Origin of the sequence: Nitrincola tapanii (assembly GCF_008368715.1) — a bacterium.
GTDB classification, from domain to species: Bacteria; Pseudomonadota; Gammaproteobacteria; order Pseudomonadales; family Balneatricaceae; genus Nitrincola; species Nitrincola tapanii.
Window position 1 is genome coordinate 226,128 of record NZ_SMRS01000002.1, and the last position, 24,954, is coordinate 251,081.

The 24,954-nt window shown below is 51.1% G+C and carries 22 protein-coding genes; 15 read left to right on the top strand and 7 right to left on the bottom strand.

The window, feature by feature from the left end; all coding sequences use genetic code 11:
- Positions 1-16: 16 nt before the first annotated feature.
- Positions 17-1,387 carry an MATE family efflux transporter gene (locus tag E1H14_RS03815; RefSeq protein ID WP_149390126.1) on the bottom strand — a complete coding sequence of 457 codons (1,371 nt, stop codon included), beginning with the start codon at positions 1,385-1,387 and terminating at the stop codon, positions 17-19.
- A 122-nt stretch (positions 1,388-1,509) separates the two neighbouring features.
- Positions 1,510-3,246: a PHA/PHB synthase family protein gene (locus E1H14_RS03820; RefSeq protein WP_149390127.1), complete on the bottom strand. Its 1,737-nt coding sequence runs from the start codon at positions 3,244-3,246 to the stop codon at positions 1,510-1,512.
- A gap of 167 nt (positions 3,247-3,413) precedes the next feature.
- On the opposite strand from E1H14_RS03820, the gene E1H14_RS03825 reads away from it, so the two are divergent.
- The gene (locus E1H14_RS03825) at positions 3,414-3,683 is read left to right on the top strand and encodes a glutaredoxin family protein (RefSeq protein WP_200834024.1); all 270 of its coding nucleotides are present in this window, start codon (positions 3,414-3,416) and stop codon (positions 3,681-3,683) included.
- A 28-nt stretch (positions 3,684-3,711) separates the two neighbouring features.
- On the opposite strand, the gene E1H14_RS03830 is transcribed toward E1H14_RS03825, so the two are convergent.
- Positions 3,712-5,664, bottom strand: a complete 1,953-nt coding sequence (locus E1H14_RS03830; protein ID WP_149390128.1) for a transglycosylase SLT domain-containing protein — start codon at positions 5,662-5,664, stop codon at positions 3,712-3,714.
- 223 nt (positions 5,665-5,887) lie between these two features.
- Between E1H14_RS03830 and E1H14_RS03835 the strand changes: the two genes are divergently transcribed.
- Positions 5,888-7,831: an ATP-binding cassette domain-containing protein gene (locus E1H14_RS03835; protein ID WP_149390129.1), complete on the top strand. Its 1,944-nt coding sequence runs from the start codon at positions 5,888-5,890 to the stop codon at positions 7,829-7,831.
- Here E1H14_RS03835 and E1H14_RS03840 read toward each other — a convergent pair.
- Positions 7,828-8,268, bottom strand: a complete 441-nt coding sequence (locus E1H14_RS03840) for a universal stress protein (protein WP_149390130.1) — start codon at positions 8,266-8,268, stop codon at positions 7,828-7,830. The two genes, E1H14_RS03835 and E1H14_RS03840, sit on opposite strands and share 4 nt — an antisense overlap.
- A gap of 88 nt (positions 8,269-8,356) precedes the next feature.
- Between E1H14_RS03840 and E1H14_RS03845 the strand changes: the two genes are divergently transcribed.
- Positions 8,357-8,863 carry a hypothetical protein gene (locus E1H14_RS03845; protein WP_149390131.1) on the top strand — a complete coding sequence of 169 codons (507 nt, stop codon included), beginning with the start codon at positions 8,357-8,359 and terminating at the stop codon, positions 8,861-8,863.
- Between the two features lie 53 nt (positions 8,864-8,916).
- Complete coding sequence (locus E1H14_RS03850; RefSeq protein WP_149390132.1) at positions 8,917-9,147, top strand: DUF1653 domain-containing protein; 231 nt, start codon at positions 8,917-8,919, stop codon at positions 9,145-9,147.
- On the opposite strand, the gene E1H14_RS03855 is transcribed toward E1H14_RS03850, so the two are convergent.
- The gene (locus tag E1H14_RS03855; RefSeq protein ID WP_149390133.1) at positions 9,148-9,864 is read right to left on the bottom strand and encodes a DNA topoisomerase I; all 717 of its coding nucleotides are present in this window, start codon (positions 9,862-9,864) and stop codon (positions 9,148-9,150) included.
- 193 nt (positions 9,865-10,057) lie between these two features.
- On the opposite strand from E1H14_RS03855, the gene topA reads away from it, so the two are divergent.
- Positions 10,058-12,691, top strand: coding sequence for a type I DNA topoisomerase (gene topA / locus E1H14_RS03860; protein ID WP_149390134.1), 2,634 nt, complete (start codon positions 10,058-10,060; stop codon positions 12,689-12,691).
- A 50-nt stretch (positions 12,692-12,741) separates the two neighbouring features.
- Positions 12,742-13,266 (top strand): DUF6586 family protein, encoded by a 525-nt coding sequence (locus tag E1H14_RS03865; RefSeq protein WP_149390135.1) that lies wholly within the window; start codon positions 12,742-12,744, stop codon positions 13,264-13,266.
- A gap of 136 nt (positions 13,267-13,402) precedes the next feature.
- Here the strand turns inward: E1H14_RS03865 and lexA are convergent, their stop codons facing one another.
- Positions 13,403-14,068 (bottom strand): transcriptional repressor LexA, encoded by a 666-nt coding sequence (gene lexA / locus E1H14_RS03870; protein WP_149390136.1) that lies wholly within the window; start codon positions 14,066-14,068, stop codon positions 13,403-13,405.
- A gap of 126 nt (positions 14,069-14,194) precedes the next feature.
- Here lexA and dinG point away from each other — a divergent pair, with 126 nt between their 5' ends.
- The 6 genes from dinG to E1H14_RS03900 are packed head-to-tail and all read left to right on the top strand — an operon-like array spanning position 14,195 to position 20,971.
- Positions 14,195-16,312 carry an ATP-dependent DNA helicase DinG gene (dinG, locus tag E1H14_RS03875; protein WP_149390137.1) on the top strand — a complete coding sequence of 706 codons (2,118 nt, stop codon included), beginning with the start codon at positions 14,195-14,197 and terminating at the stop codon, positions 16,310-16,312.
- A gap of 45 nt (positions 16,313-16,357) precedes the next feature.
- Positions 16,358-17,902: an ATP-dependent RNA helicase RhlB gene (gene rhlB, locus E1H14_RS03880; RefSeq protein WP_149390251.1), complete on the top strand. Its 1,545-nt coding sequence runs from the start codon at positions 16,358-16,360 to the stop codon at positions 17,900-17,902.
- Positions 17,903-17,904: 2 nt separating this feature from the next.
- Positions 17,905-18,141, top strand: coding sequence for a hypothetical protein (locus tag E1H14_RS03885; protein ID WP_149390138.1), 237 nt, complete (start codon positions 17,905-17,907; stop codon positions 18,139-18,141).
- Between the two features lie 18 nt (positions 18,142-18,159).
- Complete coding sequence (locus E1H14_RS03890) at positions 18,160-19,209, top strand: NAD(P)H-dependent glycerol-3-phosphate dehydrogenase (protein WP_149390139.1); 1,050 nt, start codon at positions 18,160-18,162, stop codon at positions 19,207-19,209.
- Positions 19,202-20,065: an alpha/beta hydrolase gene (locus E1H14_RS03895; RefSeq protein ID WP_149390140.1), complete on the top strand. Its 864-nt coding sequence runs from the start codon at positions 19,202-19,204 to the stop codon at positions 20,063-20,065. Before E1H14_RS03890 ends, E1H14_RS03895 begins: the two co-directional genes overlap by 8 nt.
- Positions 20,066-20,110: 45 nt before the next feature.
- Positions 20,111-20,971, top strand: a complete 861-nt coding sequence (locus E1H14_RS03900; RefSeq protein WP_149390141.1) for a DUF4892 domain-containing protein — start codon at positions 20,111-20,113, stop codon at positions 20,969-20,971.
- A 58-nt stretch (positions 20,972-21,029) separates the two neighbouring features.
- On the opposite strand, the gene E1H14_RS03905 is transcribed toward E1H14_RS03900, so the two are convergent.
- Entirely contained in the window at positions 21,030-21,614 is a 585-nt protein-coding gene (locus tag E1H14_RS03905; RefSeq protein WP_149390142.1) for a Smr/MutS family protein, read from the bottom strand.
- A 144-nt stretch (positions 21,615-21,758) separates the two neighbouring features.
- Here E1H14_RS03905 and aroC point away from each other — a divergent pair, with 144 nt between their 5' ends.
- The 3 genes from aroC to cysT all read left to right on the top strand — a co-directional run bounded on the left by aroC (position 21,759) and on the right by cysT (position 24,952).
- Positions 21,759-22,850 (top strand): chorismate synthase, encoded by a 1,092-nt coding sequence (gene aroC, locus E1H14_RS03910; protein ID WP_149390143.1) that lies wholly within the window; start codon positions 21,759-21,761, stop codon positions 22,848-22,850.
- Positions 22,851-23,062: 212 nt separating this feature from the next.
- A complete protein-coding gene (gene cysP, locus E1H14_RS03915; protein WP_149390144.1) occupies positions 23,063-24,073 on the top strand; it encodes a thiosulfate ABC transporter substrate-binding protein CysP in 1,011 nt (336 codons plus the stop codon).
- A gap of 24 nt (positions 24,074-24,097) precedes the next feature.
- Positions 24,098-24,952, top strand: coding sequence for a sulfate/thiosulfate ABC transporter permease CysT (gene cysT, locus E1H14_RS03920; RefSeq protein ID WP_149390145.1), 855 nt, complete (start codon positions 24,098-24,100; stop codon positions 24,950-24,952).
- Positions 24,953-24,954: the final 2 nt, after the last annotated feature.

The following is a 24,954-nucleotide window of genomic DNA, read 5'->3' on the forward strand; positions in this document are numbered from 1 at the left end:
AGATAGGCATAAAAGACTAAGTAGAGAGCGCATGGCGAGAGACTCGATTTAACCGTGTCAGTAGCATTACGGCCCCCAGGCTTAAACCGATCAAGAGACCATACCAGAAGCCTGCTGCACTGAGTCGAGGGAGAAGAAGATCGGTCATGCCTAAAATATAGCCGATAGGAAGGCCGATCACCCAAAAGGCGATAAAGACAAGAAGTAAAGGTCGTGCTGTATCCTTGTACCCGCGTAATGCTCCGGCGGCGCTGACTTGCAAGGCATCGGAAAATTGAAAAAGCGCGGCAATCCCCAATAGCTGGCTGGCCAGCAGCAGAATCTCCATATCTGAAGTATACAGGCGTGCTATGGCTAAGGATTGTGTAAACATTAAGCTGGCCGTCATCAAAGCCGTCACAAGTGTAAGGTGAATGCCGGTGAAGGCCGAGAAACGTGCGGCGGCCAGCTCTCCCGCTCCGATCAGTTGACCCACACGAATGGTCATCGCCATTGCGATGCTCAATGGGATCATAAACACTAAACCGGTAAAGCTCAGTGTGACCTGATGAGACGCAATGATGAGTTCCCCTTGTGGCGCGATCAAAAGCGCGATCACACAAAACATACTCGCTTCAATTAACAACGCGACCCCAATCGGGAAGCCTAGGCGTACAAACTGCCAAAGTTTTTGTAGGTGAGGCTTTTGCCAGGCACACCACAGCTTGAGAGGTTGAAAAAGACGGCTGTGATGGATGTAGAGAATGCCAGTGAACAGCATAATCCACATAACAATCGCACTGGCCCAACCGCAGCCCACACCGCCAAGTTCTGGGAAACCGAATTTTCCAAAAATTAAAACGTAGTTCAGCGGGATATTACAGGCCAAACCTAAAAGCGCAATTTTCATCAAGGCGCGTGTTCGTCCATAACCCTCGCTAAAACCACGAATTACTTGCAGCAACAACAAAGCAGGAAATCCCCAAGAGATGGCTTTTAGATAGCCTAGTGTTTTTGCTTCCAGTCCAGGTTCCAGTGCGAGTAGTGTCAGTAAAGGTTGACTGTTATGCAGCAGAACTAGGGCAAAGAGTCCAAGAATGAACGCAATCCATAAGCCTTGATGGAAGGTGTCTACACTGCTTTGCGTATCTGCTTTGCCAACGGCCTGAGCCACTAATGGGGTGGTGGCCATTAGAATCCCGGCTAGCGCTAAAAACAGAGGCAACCAGAGGCTGCTACCTAAAGCAATGGCCGCCAAATCCTCGGTTCCGGCGCGTGCCGCCATTAGGGTATCTACAAAACCCATAGTGTTTTGTGCCAGCTGGGCAATCATGATCGGCCAGGCCAGGTGTAGAAGCTGTTTGGCTTCAGCGTGTTTGTGTTGCAGATAAAAACGGTAAGTGGACATCACAAGTCGAGCCTGATTGGGTGTCGATCAGACGCTGGCAAGAGGGCGTGATAGGACACAGCTAAAAATAAAAACGGGGCACAAAGCGCCCCGAATCTTAGCATAGCTGAGAGCTGAAGAGATCAGTCCAAACGCTGTTTCACGTAACTACCGGGTGCTGCCTCAATCACCTGATGGTTGCTATCACCATATTGTGCAGGTGCTGGGATCTTTTTACCTGAACGGCGTTTCACCCATTCAGACCAATGCGGCCACCAAGAGCCTTCTTGTTTCTCGGCGGTCTCTAACCAGTGATCCGCGCCCTGGCCCAGCTCTCCCTTCACCCAGTAATGGCGACGGTTCTTAGAAGCAGGGTTGATGACACCGGCAACATGGCCGCTGGCGCCCAAGACAAACTCCACAGGTGCTTTAATGATATCTGTTGCCGCAAAAGTGCTCTTCCAGGGTGCGATATGATCTTCAATCGTAGAGAGGAAGTAACAAGGTGTTTTGATCTTGCTCAGATCAATCGGCTCACCGCAAATGGTCAAAGCATTGGGTTCGACCAGTTTGTTTTCCAAATACATCTTGTTGATGTAGAAGGTATACATCTTCGCTGGCAGGTTGGTTGGATCGCTGTTCCAGTAAAGAATGTCAAACGGTGGTGGGGTTTGACCTTTCAGGTAGTTGTTGACGACATAGGACCAAATCAGATCATTGGCGCGTAGCATATTAAAAGAGGTTGCCAACTCGCGACCGTGCAGGATGCCCTCCTGATTGACCTTGCTTTCCAGTTGTTTGACCTGATAATCATCAATAAAGACTTTGAGATCACCTGGATCGCTGAAGTTCGTCAGCGTAGTGAGGAAGGTTGTGGAAGCTACACTGGTGTCTTTGCGATTGGCCATAACCGCTAGCGTGGTCGCCATCAGAGTTCCGCCCACACACCAAGCAACGGTATTGACCTTGTCACTGCCGGAAATTTCCTTAGTAACATCAATCGCTTTCAGAACGCCGTCGGAAACATAGTCATCCCAGCCCAGGTTGCGCATCTCTTTGTTGGGGTTTACCCAAGCAATCAAGAAGACATTCTGGCCCTGCTCAACACAGTATTTAACAAAGGAGTTGTGCGGTTGTAGATCCAGAATGTAGAACTTGTTGATGCTAGGGGGCACGATCAACAGCGGCTTTTCAAAAACCTCTTCGCCTTCAGGTTTGTATTGAATCAGCTGGAAGAGTTCGTTTTGGAAAACCACGGCGCCTTCTGTAGTCGCGAGATTAGTGCCCAGCTCAAAGGCGGTCTCGTCGGTCATGGAGATATGGCCTTTATCGATATCTCCGAGCAGATTTTTCAGACCATCAATTAGGCTCTGCCCCTTGGTTTCCATGGCTTGCTGCAGCACTTCAGGGTTCGTTAGGGCAAAGTTGGTGGGGGATAAGGCATCAACATACTGCTGAGTATAAAACTCAAGCTTTTTCTGTTCAGCATCGGAGAGGCGTGCGTTGGCAGCCATTTCGGTCAGCATTTTGGAAGAAAGCAGGTAAGACTGTTTGATGTAATCAAACACAGGATTTTTTGACCACTCTTCACTCTGGAAGCGACGATCACCGGGTGAGGGTTGTGCTATCTGCTCAACGCTTCCCGTCAGCAAATTGCGCCAGAGGTTAAACTGTGCTTGCTGATAATCGGTAATGGCTCGAATCCAAACACTAGGGTCTTCGAGTGAGCGAGTCGCTAATTCTGTCCAGGAAGCGGTAAACTGACGGAAAATATCGTCACCACCGGTCGCGGAGTACATTTCCAGCAGCTTGCTGGTTTCGCGACTGACATAATTGATAAATTCCTGTGGATCTGTGATCGTGGTGTTATTTTTTTCCATAGTCACTGCCTGTTGTTTATTCCGTTTGGTGATCAAAGCCTAATGCTTCTAACATAACCCCGAAGCAGGGTGCCTTGTCAATCATCTTGCAGGTGAGCAGTGACTAATTGATGAAGATCAGGAAAAATTATCCATAAAATGAAGGGTGTTTTTAGAGAGAGGTGTTGATGGCCGAGGTGTCAAGTCATTCATTGCTGGAGTTGTTAAGTACCGAGGGTTGTCATCTTTGTGATCTTGCCATTGACGTGCTGAGTGCCTGTCCCGAGGTGCAGGATTTTGAAGTGGATTGGGTGGAGATCGCCTATGACGATACTTTGATGCAGACTTATGCTGAGCGCATTCCCGTGTTGCGTCATCCGGCATCAGGGCAGGAACTGGGCTGGCCGTTTGATTGCGACCAGCTCCAGAAGTTTTTGCGATCCATTGCTGCAGGTTAGCTTCAAGGCATGAGCCTGCAGCCAGGGCTTAGAATAAAGGATTAGGTTTGGCCCAAGCCAGTTGGGTACGTTCTTGATCATTAAAGACGCGCGCGCTCTGTCCGGCCATTTGGTTATAAATGACACCAAAAGATAGGACATTCTGCACATAGGTGCGTGTTTCATCAAAGGGAATGGTTTCAATCCAAATATCTAAAGGTAAATGTCCGCGTGCCTGCATCCATTGACGCACACGTCCGGGGCCGGCGTTGTAAGCGGCAGTGGCTAAGACACGATTGCCGTTAAATTGGCGTTGCATCTGCGCGAGATAAGCGGAGCCGAGGCGGATATTGACTTCCGGTTCGTTTAAGCGCTCGAGATTGCTTAAGGGGATGCCGTAGCGGGTGGCGGTTTCACGTGCGGTGGCAGGCATCAACTGCATCAAACCACGTGCGCCGACCCCTGAGCGTGCCACTTCAAGGAATGCACTTTCTTGACGTGTGACGGCCAGAGCCCAAGCCGGCTCAATCTCAAACTCTTGAGTGGCCTGTGCAAAAAAGGGTGCATAGGGAGCGGGGAAGCGCAGCTCTAAATCGTCCCAGCGATCTGCGGCTATCGCACCTCGGATGGCTTGAAAATACCAATTCCAGCTTTTCACAACATAGGCGGCTGCGTGGACTTCGTCCTGCGAGAGATGGTTACTTAAGTGGTTCCATTCAGAGCGTGCCTGGTTCTCATCACCCAAACGATAGAGTTCATACATACGCTGCATGGCAGGTATCTGGGCAACACGTTGCAGTTCCGCAGCGGAAAAATTGCCTGGTTTATGGTTGAGTGAGAAGGGTTGGCCATTCAGTTCAGCGGCCTTAAATCCATAATAACTGCGTTCAGTCATCAAGCGTTGTAACGCGGCTGGGTCTGCGGTTTCGCCTAGACGATTGGCCGCTACTTGTCCCCAATAGATCCAACGCCCATTTTGTTGCAGATTGTCCGGAAGTTGTTGAATCAGGTTGCGTACCAAAGGCCAATTTTCTTGCACCAGTGCTAGGCGGATGCGCCATTCTGTGACTTCAGCAAAGTCAAAACCTGGATCGAGACGGGCAAGAAGGTCAAGGCCATTATCGGGGAAGCGTTTGGCAAAGCGAACGCCCCATTTACTGGCTAGGGCTTCTTGCTCCGGTGCTGGAATCTCTAAACGATCTCGTAATTGAATCCAGCTTTCCAATGCGGCTTCAAGATCTTGCTGGGCATAGCGCTCAGTCGCCAGCAGTGCTAAGCGACGATGATGTGGAATCTGTTTGCTCAGTTGTTGAGGGTTCTTGGCGAGTGAAGCTGGACGCTCATAAACCTGCCAGATTAAAGCCAAGTGTGCTTTATCTTCTGGGCGGGTGATGAAGCGCTCTGTATAACGTGCGATGCCTTGGTTGCCGGCTTCTAAAGCCAGGAGTAAACGCTCAAAGGCAATCGTTGGGGTCAGCTGACCCGCCGCGATCCAGGCCTCAAACAGTGGGTCACAAGCGGAGTGTTGTGATTGTCCTTGTGTCCAAAGAGATTGCGCTTGTTGCCAGGCTTGCGCAGTTTGACCGTCTGCGAGGTCCGCTAAAGCCGCATAACAGGATTGTTGTGAGCTGGGTTGTTTGAGACGGCTGTAAAAATACCGGAAGTCGCTCCAATTCTGGCGCATCCCCATTTGAGTGGTGTAGGCCCCTAACAGACGGTTGCCCAGCGGCGAATCGGCATAGCTGGCGACCAGGGATTCCAGTTCAGCAGGCTTTAAGCGGCTGATCAAGTTGCGATCTTGCGTGAAGGTCAGATAAGGACGTAAAGGATAGTCATGCAGCTGAGCTAAGCCCTGTTCAAAGGCTTCGAGCCTACCGGCCTCACCGGCGGCTAAAGTATTTAGATAGAGTTCGCGCTGGGCTTCACGACTCATGTTCGCTTGCGCACAGGCGGATAACAGGACACCCGCTGCCAGGGTGGAGAAGAGTTTACGGAATTTCAATTACACGGCTCCTTGACTCTTACAGCAGAGTCGAATTTTAGACTCCAGTTTAGCGGTCTTTCCCTGGTTTTGAGAAGTAAAACCGCTCGGCTGTCGCAGACGAATATTAGTTGGCTCTGGACAGAGATTAAGCAGCTGGTGCGGAGGATTGGATGCATTTTCTCAATCCATTATCAGGTAGAATAGAGACCGCTAAAAAATACTGAACAGGATAATAGAGCCTATGGCGTTGCTGAGATTTGATGATCTGTCCTTGTCATTCGGTACTCAGATCATTTTGGATCAGGCCGAATTACAAATTGAAGCGGGCGAGCGCTTAGCCTTGGTGGGCTTGAACGGCGCCGGTAAATCGACGCTGCTTAAGTTAATCAGTGGTGAGCAGCAACCAGATCATGGCAGCATCTGGCGCCACCCAACGGCGCGTATTGCCCAGCTGAACCAGAATTTACCGACCGCAGATGAGCGCAGTGTGCGCGAAGTGGTGATGTCTGGGTTGGCCGATGTGGTGGCGTTGCGTCAGGCTTATGATGCCTTAACTCAACGCGAGGATATGCTCGCGTTGCATGAGTTGGAGCATTTGCAGCATCAATTGGAAGCGGTCGATGGCTGGCATCTTGAACAGCGCGTGGAAAGTGTTCTGGCGCGTTTGGAACTGGACCCAGATAAAACCCTCGCCGAGTTATCGGGTGGCTGGCGACGCCGTGCCGCCTTGGGTGCGGCGTTGGTGCAAAATCCTGATCTGCTTTTGTTGGATGAGCCGACGAACCACCTGGATATTGAAGCCATCGAATGGATGGAGCAGATGCTCCTAGAGTTTCGCGGAGGTTTGTTGTTTATTTCGCATGACCGGCGTTTGGTCGAGGATCTAGCGACCGGCATCATTGAGCTGGATCGAGGGCACTTAACCGCATTTCCGGGAAGCTACTCACGCTATCTTGAGCAGAAAGCGGCTTTGCTGGAAGAGGAGGCGCGTCATCAGGCGGAGTTTGATAAAAAATTAGCCCAGGAAGAGCGCTGGATACGTCAAGGCATTAAAGCAAGACGGACGCGTAATGAAGGGCGCGTGCGTGCTCTGGAAGCACTCCGACGTGAGCGTGGTCAGCGCCGTGAGCGTCAGGGCGCGGCACGTTTTAATCTGGATGAGGCCCAGAAATCTGGGAAGCTGGTGGCCGATCTGCAGCAGGTCAGCGTCAGTTTTGCTGATCAAATGATTTTAAAAGATCTGAATTTGACGGTACAGCGTGGGGATCGTATCGGCCTCATTGGCCCCAATGGGGCAGGCAAAAGTACACTGTTAAAAGTGATTTTGGGTGATTTGACACCGGATAGCGGACAGGTGAAATATGGCACCCAGTTAAAAGTGGCCTATTTTGATCAGCTGCGTGACACGCTTGATCCCGAAAAAACGATTATCGATAATGTGTCCGGCGGACGTGAAAGTGTCGATATCAATGGCCGCTCACGTCACATTATTAGTTATCTGGCTGACTTTCTGTTCAGTGCTGAGCGCGCACGCACACCCGTCAAAGCGCTGTCCGGGGGGGAGTGTAATCGTGTGCTTTTGGCTAAGTTATTCAGCCAGCCTGCCAACCTCTTGGTGCTCGATGAGCCGACTAATGATCTGGATATCGAAACGCTTGAGTTGTTGGAAGAGATCTTGTTGGCTTTTGAAGGCACGATTTTACTGGTGAGCCACGACCGTTCATTCCTCGATAATGTCGTGACCAGCACCCTGGTCTTTGAGGGTGAAGGTGTGGTGCAGGAGTATGTCGGCGGTTATCAAGACTGGTTACGCCAGCGCGCGCCTGAAGTGAAAGTGAACCCTTCGAAAACATCTAGACAAAAAACCTTGAGCGCTTCTGAAGAGGTCAAAGTGCCTTCTGTTGCCGACGCAATCCAGCGTCAGGAACCCCCTATTGCCAAGACCAGCGTCCGTAAGCTCAGTTATAAACTGCAGCGTGAGCTGGATCAGCTGCCTGAGCAGTTAGAGTCAGCGGAGGCTGAGCTGGCGCGTTTGCAGGCACTCTGTGCTGAGCCGGACTTTTACAGCACAGACCACGCACAGGTGGCGCAGATCCTGGCGCAGCTTGAGGCTCAAGAGGCCAGCGTTGAGCAGTTAATGGAACGCTGGCTTGAGCTGGAAGCGATGCAGTCTAGCGAAGCTTAGCCTTTGCTCTGTACGCGTACGGCCAGAACATCGCATGTGGCGCCATGGAGGACGCCATTTGCGGTGGAACCGAGCAATAAAGCCAGTCCATGGCGGCCATGGCTGCCGACAATAATCAGATCTGCTGCAATCTCCTTGGCGACACGGTGGATTTCAGACTCGGTATGCCCGGTCACGATATAACGCTGGCTTACTGGATGGTTAATCGCCGCGCAGAGCTGATCGAGTTTATGCTGAGCATGCTCATCCAGTTGTTCCTGGATGGTGGATAGATCCATAGGAACATCTCCACCATAGGCAAAGGTCAGAGGCTCCACGACATGAATAATATCCAGCTCAGCCTGGTAAAGATCGGCGAGCTCAGAGGCTTTACTGACCAATTGGGCTGACTCTTCGGAGAGGTCAATGGCCAGCAGTATGCGAGTGTAGGTGCTCATAGTCGTGCCCTTATGTCTGAGTCAAATGGCAATGGAAGTGTGTGCTTGCCGCACGTTTTTTTCACAATCACAAGTTTAGGATAGCAGTATGGAATGGTTTATCTCCATAGTCGTCATGCTTTCAATCATTGGATCTTTGATGTACGTCATGCCCAGCCCGCGTGAACGTATGCAGTCCGCGATGCGACTGCACGCTCGTCAACTCGGGTTTAGTGTCCAGTTGGTGCAGCTTGAGTTGCCGCGTGCGAAGGGCGAACTGGAACCGCAAAAGATTCGTATTCCTGTCTATCGGAGTTTGCGTCCGCAGCTCAGCAGTGAAGCTAAAGATACTTGGCGAACCTGGCAGGTGTGTCGGGTCGAGAATGTCGCCAATCAGGGTTTATTGCCTGGTTGGTCTTGGAAGTTAGGTGAGGGTTGCTTGCAGATGGCGGAGCTGGATCAGTTGAATGCGTTGCTTGAACAGCTGCCAGCGAGTGTGTTGGCGTTGGAGTCTACTCCTATCCACTTTAGTGTCTTTTGGCGTGAATCCGGTGGGGTTGAGGGTTTGGATGCTTTGCACAGTCTAATCCAGCCTAGGGTTCAGGCTAAATGGTAATGCGGGAGTCCGTTAAACACTCAAGTACAAGTGGTGAAAATGAGGAGTGTAAAATGCCAAATGAAAACAGAGCCAGTCTGCTACCAGGACGTTATCGCCACTACAAAGGCGCTGAGTATCAGGTGTTAGATCTCGCACGCCATTCTGAAACAGAGGAGTGGCTGGTGGTGTATCGAGCCTTGTATGGTGACGCAGGGCTTTGGGTGCGCCCTTTGTCCATGTTTACTGAATCGGTAGAGATTCAGGGTGCAGAGGTGCCGCGTTTTCAACGCATCGGTGACTGATTATTTCTGTTCGCTTAAATAAGCATCCAGGGAGTCGGCCAGTGTACCAGAGCCATAATCACGCTTCGGCTGAAGTTGATCGATCAAGGCTTGAACTTGATTCAGGCGTTCCTGTTTCTGGCGTTGGGGTACCGCTGCACGCACCAGAATGGCTTTGGCATGCTTCAGGTGGGTAAGGGCTTCTAAGCGGTCACCCTTATCCAATAAGGCGCGTGCTTGAGCTTGATGTGCGTCCGCGACCATAGATTGGTTAATCCAATAGAGTTCACGCTGATAACTTTCTACCAATAATGGACTCATGCGTCCTTTATTAGCCATGTCGCCAATCAGTGTCTCGGCAAAATTCAGATAGATTTGCGCACGTTTAACAGCTTTATCGTTGTTCAGAGGTTCTTGACGAATACGGGTACGATCAGCGCTCTCTTTCACCTTGCTGATATCACTCATGAGATCGGATTCGGGTGCCAGAATGCCGATCTCTTCAATTAAAGAGAGTGCGTGTTGATTGAGTTTGTCGGTAATGTCGCTGCGACAATTCAGCTCACGCAACACAGATAGGGCATTAAGTGTATGTTCTGCTTGCTCTTTCAGCCACTTTAAGCGCTCATTGCGTTCCGCCCGATCTTTTTCACGTGTGGTCAGCACATGGTTAACCAATAACGCAGCCAACCCCAGGGCGGCCAATAAAATTACATAAAGAAGGTTGTCACCAAGCATAGGGTTTGGCACTCTGAAAAAAGGACACCTAAATTACTGCAGGATGCGATAAGTGAACTAGATTTATCTATTATCGCGCTTTTTTAGCAAAGATAAACCTTTGTAAATAGGTCTCTTTGCTTGACCCTTTGCCTGTATCCACTTATATATGCACCCATGTTCAGTGCCCCTGCTGCAGTAAGGATTGAGTTAAATGGGAAAAACACTCGTAATTGTCGAGTCGCCAGCCAAAGCTAAGACCATTAATAAGTACCTGGGTAGCCAATATGTGGTGAAATCCAGTGTTGGTCATATCCGCGACTTACCGACCAGTGGCACCGCCAAAGTCGATCCTAAAGAACGCGCACGTCAAGCCGCGTTGACACGCAAGCTCTCTGCTGAAGACAAAGCGGTTTATCAGCAGAAAAAAGCGCGAGATCAGCTCATTCGCCGCATGGGCATTAACCCTGAGGCCGGTTGGGAAGCTCAGTATGAGATCTTGCCGGGCAAAGAAAAGGTGGTCGAAGAGCTGAAAAAGCTGGCGCGCTCTGCCGATGAAATCTATCTAGCAACGGACTTGGATAGAGAAGGAGAGGCGATCGCGTGGCATCTGCGTGAAGCCATCGGTGGTGATCCCTCACGTTACAAGCGTGTGGTGTTTAACGAAATCACGAAAAAAGCGATACAAGAAGCTTTCCAAAGCCCGGGTGAGCTGGAAATGAGTCGCGTCAATGCGCAACAAGCGCGTCGTTTCCTCGATCGTGTGGTGGGTTATATGCTCTCGCCGTTACTCTGGGAAAAGATTGCGCGCGGATTGTCGGCAGGTCGTGTGCAATCGGTTGCCGTGCGTTTAATTGTCGAGCGTGAACGCGAGATACGGGCCTTTGTGCCTGAGGAGTACTGGGAGGTTTTTGCGCAAACTCAGACACAGGCTGGAGACGACCTGCGTCTGCAAGTGATGAAGCAGGCGGGACAGGCGTTTCGTCCTGAGTCACGTGAACAAACTGAGGCGCTGCTGCCCACTTTGCAAAGCGCTGAATACCGTGTGCTCAGCCGCGAGGATCGCGCCACAAGCAGTAAGCCTTCCGCGCCCTTTATCACTTCAACTCTGCAGCAAGCGGCCAGTACCCGTCTTGGGTTCGGTGTGAAAAAGACCATGATGATGGCGCAGCGTCTGTATGAAGCGGGTTACATCACCTACATGCGTACCGACTCAACGAATCTGAGTGCGGATGCCGTCACAGCCTGTCGAGAATATATCCAGCAGCAATTAGGTGAAGCGTATCTGCCTGCAGAACCCCTGCGTTATAGCAGTAAAGAGGGTGCGCAAGAGGCGCATGAAGCGATACGTCCTTCAGAAGTCACGCTTTTGCCGCAGGATTTAAACGCTATGGAGCCGGACGCCGAGCGTCTTTATGATCTCATTCGGCGTCAGTTTATCGCCTGTCAGATGAATCCTGCACTCTACACCAGTACACGTGTCACGATTCAAGCCGGTGAGTTTGAGTTATCCACAAAAGGGCGTATTTTACGTTTCGACGGTTGGACACGTATCTTGCCGGCGCGTGGTAAAAGTGAAGAAGATATCATTCTGCCGGATTTACAACAGGGCGAAGTCCTCAGTTTGCAAGCCTTGGATCCAAAGCAGCATTTCACTAAACCTGCCCCGCGTTATACCGAAGCCAGTTTGGTTAAAGAGCTTGAAAAGCGAGGGATCGGACGGCCTTCAACCTATGCCTCAATCATCTCGACCATCCAGGATCGAGGTTATGTCGAAGTACAGTCACGACGTTTTTACGCGCAAAAAATGGGCGATATCGTCACGGAGCGTCTGAACGAAAACTTCACCGATCTCATGGATTACAGCTTCACCGCGCGTATGGAAGGTTCCTTGGATGAAGTGGCGCAAGGAAAGCTGGATTGGCGTCAGCTACTAGACCAGTTTTACACGGACTTTATCAGCCGTCTGGAGCTGGCGCAGAGCCCTGGGCAGGGGATGCGCCCGAATACGCCTACGGAAACGGACATCGCCTGTCCGGATTGTGGTCGCCCCATGATGATTCGAACCGGCAGCACAGGGGTTTTTCTCGGTTGTTCAGGTTACAACTTACCGCCTAAAGAGCGCTGCAAATGTACGATTAATTTGATCCCTGGCAATGAAGTGGTCAGTCAAGACGGTGATGATGAAGAGGAATCGCGTATTCTGCGTAATCGCCACCGCTGCCAGCTGTGCGGTACGGCAATGGATTCCTATTTGGTCGATGAGCGGCGTAAATTACACATTTGCGGTAACAACCCAGATTGCAGCGGTTTTGAGATAGAAGAAGGGAGTTATCGCATCAAAGGCTATGATGGGCCAAGTATCGAATGTGACAAGTGCGGTTCGATGATGCAGTTAAAAACAGGACGTTTCGGTAAGTTTTTTGGTTGCACCAACAGCGAATGTAAGAACACACGCAAACTCTTGCGTAACGGTGAAGCTGCGCCACCTAAGATGGATCCTGTACCCATGCCCGAGTTGCGTTGCGAAAAGGTGGATGACACCTACGTGCTACGTGATGGCGCCAGTGGTTTATTTTTGGCTGCAAGCCAGTTCCCTAAAAATCGTGAGACACGTGCACCTTTAGTCAAAGAGCTCTTGCCCCATCGTGATGCAATTGATGAGAAGTATGCTTTTCTCTTTAGTGCACCGCTTGAGGATGAGGCCGGTCATCCCAGTATTGTGCGTTACAGCCGCAAAACCAAAGAGCAGTATGTGATGACTGAAGTCGAAGGCAAGGCAACGGGCTGGAAGGCTTTTTATCAAAATGGTCGCTGGGTGGTCGAAGCCGCTAAGAGTAAAAAATAGTCGAACTTCTTCCAAACTTTGGATAGAAGACGGGGAGATGAGAGTAAACCATGAGTGAGCTGTATTTAGCGCGTACTAATCAAAAGCTGAACTTTGCACGTTTACACCTAGACGCTTTGGCGCAGGCGCATGCATCTAATGCTTGGAGTAAGCATGCTTTGATTGAGTCTTATCAGGAATCCGTCTTATTTCATTTGGCCTCCGCTCTGGATTCTTTTTTACGCGAGATTGCCGAGCGTTATCGTTTTGATGCCAATGCCTTGCAAGATATGTCGGATCTGGCGCGATTGTTTGAGGGAAGCGGACAAGAGTCGCCTGAGTTGACGGAGTTGCAGGCCTTGCAGGGGGATCCCAAAAGTTGGCTGGCGCGTTTACAAAAAGCCTATGCAGCGTGTTGGCGTGTCGTTGCCAAGGCACCTCAAGCGAGTGCGTCCGAAAGTCTATCGGAAATTCATGTGATGCAGTTAAACCCAAATCATGCCGAAGATCCGGACGTCTTTCAGGAGTATCAGCTTTGGTTAGATGCCCTGCGGGATTTAATTACGCGCCAGCGTGAAGGGATGCAGGAGTGGTAATACTGGAGTGATTATCAAAAACGGCCGTTTCACAAAGGCCGTTTTTGATTGATGAAAGCGCAAATGGCACTTGTTTGCAGAGGCGCTTGTTTGCAGAGGCATCTGGCTTTTTTGCAGTGAGGGGGAGACGGCGAATTTAACTGCCTTGGCGGATCACCCCTACGCCTAAACCTTCAATTGTCAACTCATCCCGACTGAGATCTAACTCGATTGGGGCAAACTCCTCATTCTCCGCAATCAGGCTGACATGGCTGCCTTGACGCTGAAAGCGTTTGACGGTGACTTCATCACCGACCCTTGCCACCACAATCTGACCGTTGCGTACATCATGGGTTTGGTGAACGGCCAACAGATCCCCATCAAGGATGCCAATATTCTTCATACTCATGCCACGCACGCGCAGTAAATAGTGTGCGGGAGGATTAAAAAACTCCGGTGCAATCGCACAATGCTCTTCCACATGCTCAACCGCGAGGACTGGGGAGCCAGCCGCTACTAGACCGATGATCGGGAGGTGTTTGGCATCCTGCTCGATTTCAGATGTTGGCGCAGGGGCTGTAGCAGACGTGTTAGCAGAAGGGGTGTCTTGGCCTAAATCTGGTAGGCGAATGCCGCGTGAGGTGTGCTGCATGATTTCGATCGCCCCTTTACGTTCCAGCGCACGCAGGTGCTCTTCTGCGGCATTTGCAGAACGAAAACCCAGAATTTTAGCGATCTCGGCACGTGTGGGGGGATAGCCCGTTTCTTCAATGTGTGCACGAATACAATCCAGTACTCGTTCCTGGCGTTGCGTAAGTTTCATGATCAGAATCCTGTATTTGTATCCAGCTACTGAATTTTTGTACAGTCTATCTGTGGCGTCAAGTATTTTGTGTTGGCTTGCCTCTGATTTTGCTAGGATAGTCGCGCCCCAATAGAGGAAAAGAGTTTGCTCGAAGACCGTCTGAAACAAGAAATCCAATCTGCTTATAGCCAGTTCTTGACGCGGCGAGGCTTAAAAGCGCGTTCGGCGCAGAAGCAAATGATTGCGGAAGTGGCGCGCACCCTCGGAGGTATCAAGTTTGATGAACAGGGTAAACGCTTGGGTGAGACGCATATCGCGGCGATTGAGGCCGGTACCGGAACAGGCAAAACCATCGCCTATCTTTTGGCCGCTTTACCGATCGCCCGTGCACGTGGCTTAACGCTTCTGGTGTCGACCGCTACGGTGGCTTTGCAGGAGCAGCTCATCAATAAAGATCTACCTGAGCTGATGCAGCATACCGAATGGCCGATCCGTTACACTCTGGCGAAAGGGCGCGGGCGTTATTTGTGTTTAAGCAAAGTGGAGCAACTGCTTGAGCAGCAGCAGGCTTTTGGGCAGATGGCGCTCTATGAAGATGAACTGGCAGAACGCTTAGATGAAACCACCCTGGAACGCTATCGTGATTGGATGGAAAGCTATGCCAGTGGCCGTTGGGATGGCGATCGTGATCGATTACAGGGGGTTGTCAGTGATGAAGATTGGAAGCCACTCACCAGTGATCACATGCAATGCAGTAATCGGCGCTGCTTGAATTACAGTGTGTGTCCGTTTTACCGGGCAAGGGAACAGGCTGAAGAGGCCGATCTGATCGTCGCGAATCATGATCTGGTGCTTGCAGATCTATCGCTTGGCGGTGGCGCGATCCTGCCAGAGCCTGCGAAGACGCTGTATATTTTTGATGAGGGCCATCATCTTGCCGATAAAGCAGCCGCGCACTTTTCTTACTCTTTGCGTTTAGGTTCCAGTATCAAAATGCTGGCGAGTATGGAGAAAAAACTGCGCCAGTTTGCCGATAGTTTCTCCTCCAGCCAACTTGCTACGCTGGTGGAGCAGTTACAATTACCCACGAGTGATTTAATTCTAGCCTTGGAGCAATGGTCAGAGCAGGTGCATCTGCTCAGCTTCGAAGAGGAAACTGGGCGGATACCACGCCATCGTTTTATTAAAGGGCGTCAGCCTGAGAACTGGTTACCCTTGGCGAATGAAGTGCGTGCTCTGGCCAGTCGTATGGAAAACCTACTTGAGCAGCTGACAGGCCTGTTAAAAGAGGCGATGGAAGGGCAACAAGCCGAGATTCCGCGCGTCCATGCTGAAGCTTTTTACCCCCAGTTAGGCGTTTACTGGAGCCGTATTCAGCAGATGAATTGGTTGGCAGAAAGTTACGCACGTATCGATGCAGAGAACGTCAGCCCCACGGCACGTTGGGTATTGCAGCATGAAGCCAACGCAGCGCTACCCGACTATGAGTGCTGCAGCAGCCCGGTGTCGGTTGCTCAGACGTTTCGTGAGCACCTTTGGTCTGTCTGTTTTGGCGCTTTGATTACCTCTGCCACCCTAACGGCTTTGGGGCAGTTTACCCGTTTATCAGTCAGTTTGGGGTTACCCATAGAGAGCCGTTTTCTGCAGTTACAGAGTCCATTTGATTATCAAACAGCTGCTAGCTTGGAAATTCCTAGTATGCAGACTGAGCCAAGTCAGCCGGATGCGCACACGGATGAGGTGGCAAGTTATTTACAAACGCATCTGCCACAGATGCCCGCAGCTTTAGTGTTGTTCAGTTCCTGGCGACAGATGTTGAGAGTGCTTGATCAGCTCGATGAAAGTGTTAAGAATAGAATTCTGGCACAAGGTGCGTTGAGTAAAATGGAGATTTTACAGCAGCATCGCCAACGTATTGATGAAGGCCTGGCCAGTATTATTTTTGGTTTAGCTTCTTTTGCTGAAGGGGTGGATTTGCCAGGCCGCTATTTAACTGAGGTGGTGATCACCAAATTGCCCTTCAGTGTGCCGGATGATCCGGTGGATGCCACGATGGCAGAGTGGATTGAGGCGCGTGGGGGAAATCCCTTTATCGAATGGACCATTCCTGCCGCTTCTGTGCGTTTAACTCAAGCCGTGGGGCGCTTGCTGCGTACGGAGCAAGATCGTGGCCGAGTGGTGATTCTTGATCGACGCTTGTTAACACGTCGATATGGACGCCAGTTATTAAATGCTTTGCCGCCTTTCCAGGCGTTATACTAATTCTTTACCGACTGAAATAAGGTCCCTATTTTGAAAACAGATGAAATGATGCAGAAGGCTCCCACTTCCGAAACGGCGCATGAAAAAGAAGATAAAGGCCGTGCACGTCCGCGTCGTCGTCGCGATTCGCGTCGCCCTTCATCCCGCCCTTGGACACCTTTAGAAATCAATGTGGAAGCCGTTGCGGACAAAAAACGCTTCCTGGACTTCAATCTGCCGGATGTTTTGCTGCACGCAATAGCGGATTTAGGCTTTGAGTACTGCACGCCGATTCAAGCGGCCACGATTGAGCTGGCTTTGGAAGGTAAGGATCTGATTGCTAAAGCCCAAACCGGCACGGGCAAAACCGCTTCTTTTTTGATGGGTATTATTACCGATCTGCTGGATTTTCCTCTGTCCGGTACACGGAAATTGGCTGAACCACGTGCCTTGATTATTGCCCCCACACGTGAGCTGGCGCTACAGATTGCGGCGGACGCGGAAGGTTTAGTCAAATATACTGACCTGAAAGTCGTCTCCTTAGTGGGTGGCATGGACTTCGATAAACAGCGCAAAGATTTGGCCCGTGGGCCGGTCGATATCCTGGTCGCGACACCTGGGCGGTTGATCGATTTTGTACGCTCTAAAGATGTGGATCTCTATCATGTTGAGGTCTTGGTTCTGGATGAGGCCGATCGCATGTTGAGCATGGGCTTTATTCCGGATGTACGAACAATTATTCGTCATACCCCACGTAAGGGGCCTGAGCGTCAAACCCTTCTTTACAGTGCCACCTTCTCCGATGACATCATGCAGCTTGCACGGCAGTGGACCATCGACCCGGTGCAGGTTGAAATCGAATCGACCTCGCAGGTGACGGACAATGTCGCACAGACTGTGTTTTTGGTGGAAGCTAAAGACAAGTACAAACTCCTACGCAACTACCTGAGCATGAATGGGGTCGACCGCTCCATCGTTTTCTGTAACCGACGCCACGAAGCACGCTCCTTGGCTGAGCGTTTACAGAAAGAGGGAATACGTGCGGCGTTGATGTCGGGTGAGATTCCACAGAATAAGCGTGTAAAAACCTTGGATGATTTTCGCAGTGGCAAAATTCAGGTTTTAGTGGCGACCGATGTGGCGGGGCGAGGGATTCACATTGATGGTGTTACCCATGTAGTCAACTATCAGCTACCAGAAGATCCAGATGATTATGTCCACCGCATAGGACGTACCGGTCGTGCCGGTGCATCAGGCACCTCGGTTTGCTTCGCTTGTGAGAATGATTCTTTCATGATTCCTGAGATTGAAGCAGGAACCGGCGTTAAGCTGGAGTGCACACATCCTGATCCTGAACTGCTGCGCGATATTCAGCGTGCGGCTGAACCTCCTGCGGTAGACATAGATGATTCGCTGCCGATGCAAGAAGTCTCCAATGACGGACTTTCTGACGACGGACTCTCTGATGAAAAGCCTTCTAATGAAGTGCCCTCTAGTCAAGAACAGCCTAACGACGAATCTTCTCACCAAGTGCATTCGGTAGAAGAGCCCGCCGTTGACGAGACGGCCGCAACTGAGCCCGACAATCTGGAACAACCTAAGACACTTTGAGTATGTCTAAGTCTCAAGATCGACATAAAACACATAAGATCAGTTTGATTCTGGCACTGGTTCTCAGTGCCTTTTTTGCGGCGGCAGGTATTGCAGGTTATCAACACACTCAAGATCTGCTGCAGCTAGGTGTGTTTTTGGCCTTATCGGCGGTCGCTTTTGTTGTCGTACGTCTAGTCTTTTATGGCGTTGACCGTTTACTCGATAGCCTCGACCAAGATCCCTCTGATCGACCCTAACCCCTGTAGGAGTGACAAGTGAGCCAGGAGCAACCAATTGCCGTGCTCGGCGGCGGCAGTTTTGGAACCGTAATCGCCAATATGATCGCAGAAAAAGGGATTCCCGTGCGTCTCTGGGTCAGAGATGTTGAGCGAGCGGCAGAAATTCAACGTTCGCGCCAGAATCCACGTTATGTCCCGGATTATCCTTTGGCACCGGCATTGGACGTGTCTTCTGATCTCGCCTATGTGTTGCAGGGCGCGAGTGTCGTGTTTATTTCCATCCCCAGCGGCGCGTTTCGTGAAGTGGTGCGTCAAGCCAAGCCATTTCTGACACCCGATCAGCTGCTGGTGAGCACTACCAAAGGGATTGAAAAAGATCGCTTTTGTCTGATGAGCCAGGTCTTGGCAGAAGAGCTGCCCGGCATGGCCGTTGGGGTGCTGAGCGGCCCCAATTTAGCTAAAGAGATCGCACGTCGACAGTTAACGGCGACGGTGATCGCGAGTCGCGATACTCCATTGCGTGCGCGTATTCAGGGCCTTTTGCATTCAGCTTACTTTCGTGTTTATGCCAGCAGCGACCCTTATGGGGTGGAGTTGGGCGGTACGCTGAAAAACATCTATGCCATTGCCGCCGGCATGAGCGCGGCGTTAGGCATGGGAGAAAATACAAAAAGTATGTTGATGACACGGAGTCTGGCTGAAATGAGCCGTTTTGCTGTGTCGATGGGCGCTAATCCGCTCACCTTTTTGGGATTGGCCGGGGTCGGTGATTTAATTGTGACCTGCATGTCGCCCTTAAGTCGCAATTATCGTGTGGGGTATGCCTTGGGTGAGGGTAAAACCCTGGAAGAGGCGGTTTCGGTTTTGGGTGAAGTAGCCGAAGGCGTGAATACTCTGCATCAAGTGCGCGACCAGGCTCAACTTTTGGGTATTTATATGCCCTTAGTGTGTGGTCTCTACGAAGTGGTATTTAATGCGGCACCGGTCAAGGAAGTGGCGCGTAGCATGATGTTAAATGTTCAAGGCAGTGATGTAGAGTTTGTTTTGCCGCGAGAGTCGTTACAGGGTTCACAGCCAGATGTCTAAGCTACTTGCCCAGGCGCAGCCCTTTTCAGCGTCTTTGAAAGCCCTGGAGTTGCAGGGTTTGTCATGGGGAACTCCCACGCAAGAGCCGATTCTCGCTTTACATGGTTGGTTGGATAATGCCGCCTCGTTCAGTCGTTTAGCGCCTCTCTGTCCAGATTTCTACTGGTTGGCACCGGATTTGGCAGGACATGGTTTCAGTGATCATCGTCCTCGCGGCGTGCCTTATTATCTCTGGGATAATCTTGCAGATTTGGCTGAGTTGCAGACTCAGCAAGGATGGGGCGCTTCTCATTTAGTGGCGCATTCTATGGGCGCTGCTGTGGCGACACTCTATGCTGCAGTGTATCCCGAAAGAGTCAAAAGCCTTTGGCTGATCGATGGTATGGTGCCGGTGACTTATCTTGAGGAGGATCTGCCCTTACGGATGCGTGAAGCGATCGAAAAGCGCACATTGCTGGAAGGTCGCACCTCGCTAGGTTATGGGCGTTATGAAGATGCTTTGCAGGCTCGTATGCAGAGTCGTTTTGGCGTGGATCAGGAGGCTGCGGAAGCCTTGTTGGCGCGCTCCTTAAGTCAGCGCCAGGGACGTTGGGTTTGGCATACCGATCCTGCTCTACGTCTAACCTCTGTGCTAAGGTTATCAGAGGCGCAGGTGCGTGGTTTTCTGCAAGCGGTTCAGTGTCCGATCACTTTATTTATGCCACAGGCGGGAATTGCTGAAACACTAACCCAAGGTTATCGAGATTACGTAAAGCATCTTGAAGTTGTGCATCTGCCAGGGGGACATCATGTCCATCTTGAGGTCCAAGGAGCAGAAGTCATCGCCGCCTGCTTGCAGCGCGGAATTCATTTTTAGAGTCACCTCAGTCTGCTGTGTGGGCATGGGGTGTAGGGAGTGGTTATGCATCTGCACAAGAAACTGATGATCCTGGTTGGCCTCTGTGGGCTTTTCTGGTCGCACGGCGCACTGAGCGCGACCACTTTGCCACCCTGGCTCCATCCCTTTCCGCTATCGACTCTAGAAAATCAAACACGCCAACCAACTCCGGATTATTTGCTGGCACTCAGCCAGATTACGCGGATTCAGGGCCTCCTTCGCACGCAAAATGAGCGACGTTTAAGTGGTCAGTTGCTACGTTCAACCTGGGAGTTGGCCAGTGGTCACGGTCCAGAGCAGGGCTTTGAACATTTTAAACAACAGTTGCAGCAGGCCTCTGCAGAGATTTTATTTGAATGTGCATCACGCCAATGCGGCGCCAGTAACCTTTGGGCGAATCAAGTGTTTGGTTATGCCAACCTTTTGGGAGTGGATAGCTCGCAATTTTATTTGGCGGCGAAATTAGGTTCGGATTATTTTGCGCTTTATGCGGTGCGTCGCGGGAATGGTCGGGTGTATTTGCACCTGGATTATTTGCAGACGCTGAGCCCTGAAGTTGAGGTGCAAGTGTCCGAGTTAAGCTGGCAGGAACGCCTGGAGCAGCGGGGATATGTCTCTCTGCGTGCGGCTTCGCTTGAAAATGAACTTGAGCCTTTGCTGCAAGACTGGCTGCAAAGTTCCACTGCCAACTATCGTTTGGTGCTGCACCGCGCGGCGCAAGGATCAGATCCTGAGTTGTTGTTGGCCGAGGAGGCGGCGTTAGCTTTGCAAGCGCGTTTACAGGATGCAGGCTTTACGCAGATTGAGGTCTATTCAGTCGCCGCACTCGTGCCCGAGGTATTGGCGGGCCAAGCTTGGGCGTTGACGCTGATTCGCTTGCCTTAAAATCCTCTCGCTCGGCTCACCTCTGTTCTAAGGGAGTGGAGCCGAGCCAATGCACAACCTAGCGCTGTTGACGCGCGCTTTGGGTTCGATCTTGGCGCTTGAGGAGTACATAGAGTGCTCCGGTACCGCCATCACGGGCTAGGGCAGAGGTAAAAGCCAGCACCCCGGGCATCTGTTTGAGCCAGTCGTTGACATAGGATTTGAGAATCGCGCTCTGTCCGGCTTGGCTAAAGGCTTTACCATGCACGACCAATACACTGCGGATGTTCTGACGCAGCGCTTCACGGATAAAACGACTGAGTTCATCGCGAGCCTGGTCCACCGTAAAACCGTGCAAATCGAGACCTTGCTCCCAAGGGAGGTGGCCCTGACGTAAACGTTTGAGCAGGCTGATTTGGATGCCGGGTGTGGCAAAAATCAGTTCCTCTTCGGATTCGACCAGTTCAGCCACATCAGAAGAGAGCCCATCAATCGTGCGCTCCTCTTCACGCATCGCCATCATGCGTCGGTAGTTCAGAGAAGGGTCTTTGGGTTTGGGTTTTTGCAGATTAGCCCGTGAAGAGTGCATAGGTTTGACCCCTTGCATCAACTCGGCAAAATCCAGTTCATCATCGTTGTCGGGGATTTCGATTGTCTCTGACATAGCCTTTAAAGCTTGAATTCATTAAGATTGGCGCGACCTGAGAGGATAACAGATTCAACTGGCATCTCAGATAGCTTTTTCATTCATGCCAAGCCTTCTTTTGCCTTTGCGCAGAAGCCTTAGGCACAGTGATAGGATTTAAACATGTCCGGCAACAGCATCGGTAAACTCTTTACACTGACCACCTTTGGTGAGAGTCATGGTCCGGCTCTTGGTGCCATAATCGATGGCTGTCCTCCAGGGATTCCCTTGAGTGAAGCCGACCTGCAGCATGATCTGGATCGCCGTAAGCCCGGCACTTCACGTCATACGACACAACGTCGTGAAGCGGATGAGGTCAAAATTTTATCGGGTGTGTTTGAAGGACGTACCACCGGCACTTCGATTGGGTTATTGATTGAAAATACCGATCAACGTTCCAAGGATTATTCAGAAATCCAGTACACCTACCGCCCCGCACATGCTGATTATGTGTATGACCAAAAATATGGTTTTCGAGATTATCGTGGAGGTGGTCGCTCCTCGGCGCGTGAAACGGCGATGCGTGTGGCCGCCGGAGCCATTGCTAAAAAAGTGCTGGCCGCTCGCGGGATAGAGATTCGAGGTTACCTGTCACAGTTGGGCCCGATCGCAATTGATCCAGATCGTTTTGATTGGGCAGAAGTGGATCAGAATCCTTTCTTCTCTCCGGATAAACAGGCTGCTGAGCAGATGGCCGAATATATGGATGCTCTGCGTAAAGAGGGTAATTCAGTGGGGGCCAAAATCAGTGTGGTGGCCTCTGGGGTTCCGGTCGGTTTGGGTGAGCCTATTTTTGATCGTTTAGACGCTGAGTTGGCGCATGCTTTGATGAGTATCAATGCCGTGAAAGGGGTTGAGATCGGTGATGGATTTGCAGTGGTCAGCCAAAAGGGGACTGAACACCGTGATGAGATGACCCCCGATGGCTTTTTGTCGAATCACGCAGGTGGCATTCTCGGCGGCATTTCAACCGGGCAAGAGATCATTGCGCATATCGCGCTCAAGCCCACCTCCAGTATGCGTTTGCCGGGACGGAGCATTAATCAACAGGGAGAAGCGGTTGAAGTTATCACCAAAGGGCGTCATGACCCCTGTGTGGGGATTCGTGCGACCCCTATCGCGGAAGCGATGATGGCGATCACGCTACTCGACCATCTTTTGCGCCACCGTGGCCAGAATGCGGACGTCGTGCCGCCTTGCCCACCTCTTCTCTAATCATCTCCTCTGACTTTTAGTCTTCGCCCGGGTTGTTGACTCAATTCGGGCGAAGGTTTTTTCACGCCTCACGCCTGTGCAATAGATACAAGCGTATGTCTCTTATATCAAAATATTATAGATAAAATTATTGTTATAACTATTGGGCTAATATAATCTCTGCATCCATAGAAAAGCGCATTGATTCTTTTAGAGAATATACGGAGAGAGATATGAAGCTGGTAAAAAATGCTAAGTCAATTGCCCTGGCCTTGGCTCTGGGTTTGAGCGCTGTGCCCGCTTGGGCAGCCGATCAGCGCTTGCTGAACTCATCTTACGATATTTCTCGTGAGTTGTTTGCCAGCTACAACGAACACTTTGCCGCCGTTTGGAAAGAAAAAACCGGCAAAAATGTGGAAGTGCGCCAGTCGCATGGAGGCTCTTCACGCCAGGCTCAAGCGATTATTGAAGGCCTGCGTGCCGATGTGGTGACCTTTAACCAGGTAACCGATGTCGACATTCTGCATGAGCGTGGCCGTTTATTACCCGAAGATTGGCGTGAGCAGCTTCCTAATGCCAGCTCTCCTTATTACTCAACCATGGCGTACCTGGTACGCAAGGGCAATCCCAAAGGCATTCAGAACTGGGATGACCTAGCGCGTGCAGAGGTCAGCAGTGTTTTCCCTAACCCTAAAACTTCGGGTAATGGTCGTTACACCTATCTAGCAGCTTACGGTTATGCGCAAAAAGCCTTTGCAGGGGATGAGGCGCAGATCGATGAGTTCGTGAAAACCTTCCTGTCACGTGTTGCAGTGTTTGATACCGGTGGCCGTGGTGCGACCACGACTTTTGTTGAGCGTGGTATTGGTGATGTGCTGATCACCTTCGAATCGGAAGTGAACAATATCATCGCCGAATACCCTGATCAGGGTTTTGAAGTGGTGGTGCCTAAAGTGAGCTTCTTGGCTGAGTTTCCTGTGGCCGTGGTTGAGCGTCATGCACAGCGTAATGGTAACCTGGATCTGGCCCGTGCGTATTTAGAAGAGCTGTATTCTGAAGAAGCCCAGCGTTTGTTGGCAGGCTTTAGCTACCGTGTTCACAACGAAGTGGTTCAGGCTGAGTTTGCGGAACAGTTCCCCGAGCTGGAGTTGTTGACCATTGAAGAGATTGCCGGTAGCTGGAGTAATGCGATGGAGGTGCATTTCGGCAACAACGGTAAACTTGATCAATTACAGCGTCGTTAATCGGTCGGAAAGGATCTTCTTACTATGGCACTGGCACTCCAGTCCCTAAGTCTCAATCCAGGCAAGCGTGTCTTGCCTGGATTTGCGCTCAGTCTTGGTATCTCACTCCTCTTCATCAGTTTGGTGTTGCTCTTGCCCGTGACTGGGTTGCTGATGCAAACCGCTGGGATGACGTGGCAAGAATACTGGTCAGTGATTACCGATCCGCGTGTGGTCGCCTCTTATAAAGTGACGGTTTACGCGGCACTGATCGCATCCTTGTTTAATGGGGTTGTTGGACTGTTGCTGGCTTGGGTGCTGGTGCGGTATGAGTTTCCGGGTAAGCGTTTGGTGGATGCCCTGATGGATCTGCCTTTTGCCTTACCCACTGCGGTGGCAGGGATTACGCTCTCAGCACTGTTTGCGACTAACGGTTGGTACGGTTCGCTGTTGGCCGAAGTGGGCATCAAGGTAGCTTACACCCCGCTGGGGATTATCGTAGCGATGTCTTTCACCAGCTTGCCGTTTGTAGTGCGTACAGTGCAGCCGGTGTTGGAAGATCTGGCAGCAGAGGATGAAGAGGCCGGAATTACCATGGGCGGGAGTGATCTCACGGTCTTTCGACGTGTAGTCTTTCCATCGCTCTGGCCCGGTTTACTAACCGGTATCGCGCTGTCTTTTACGCGTAGTTTAGGTGAGTTTGGGGCGGTGATCTTTATTGCCGGTAACATGCCTTATATCAGTGAAATCACCAGTTTGATGATTTTTATTCGCCTGCAGGAATTTGACTACGCCGGTGCAAGTGCGATTGCTTCGGTGGTGCTGCTGGCATCTTTGATACTGCTGTTTGCAATCAATATATGGCAGGCGCATTACCTGCATCGTATCCACGGACGTTAAAC